This is a genomic window from Chloroflexaceae bacterium (genome assembly GCA_025057155.1).
Lineage (GTDB): Bacteria > Chloroflexota > Chloroflexia > Chloroflexales > Chloroflexaceae > JACAEO01.
Genome location: JANWYD010000123.1, coordinates 1 through 621 on the forward strand (window position 1 = coordinate 1; position 621 = coordinate 621).

A 621-nucleotide genomic window follows, 5' to 3' on the forward strand; every position below is an offset into this window, starting at 1 on the left:
TGGCCGTTGCCCTGCACGCCGGCGATGCCCAGAATTTCGCCCGCGCGCACCTCGAACGAGACGTTGTTGACGGCCTGATGCTTGCGGTCGTCCAACGCCGACAGGCCGATGACGCGCAGCACCGGCTCGCCCGGATGAGCCGCGCCTTTCGGAACCTGCAGGATGACGTCACGGCCCACCATCATCGCGGCCAGTGTGGCCTCTGTCGCCTCTGCCGGCGTGGTCTCGCCGACAACCCGGCCGTCACGCATCACCATGATGCGATGCGCGACCGAGAGCACTTCCTTGAGCTTATGCGAGATGAAGATGATGGAGACGCCGCGGGCTGCTAAATCGCGCATGACGCGGAACAGCTCTTCGCTCTCCTGTGGCGTGAGCACGGCGGTCGGCTCGTCGAGGATGAGAATATCGGCGTTGCGGTAAAGAGCTTTGACGATCTCGACGCGCTGCTGCATGCCGACCGGCAGCTCTTCAACAATGGCGTGCGGGTCTACTTCCAGGCCGTATTGCTGCGAAAGCTCGCGCACCCGCCGCTCCGCTTCGTCCTCATCGAGCACTTCACCGAACCGCGTCACCTCCTCACCCAGCATGATGTTCTCCGCCACCGTCATCACGGGGATG

At 63.9% G+C, this 621-nt stretch carries 1 protein-coding gene; it reads right to left on the reverse strand.

Features of this window, described 5'->3' with window-relative positions; genetic code table 11:
- The coding region (locus tag NZU74_20595; protein ID MCS6883726.1) for an ATP-binding cassette domain-containing protein at positions 1-621 on the reverse strand (621 nt) is incomplete at both ends.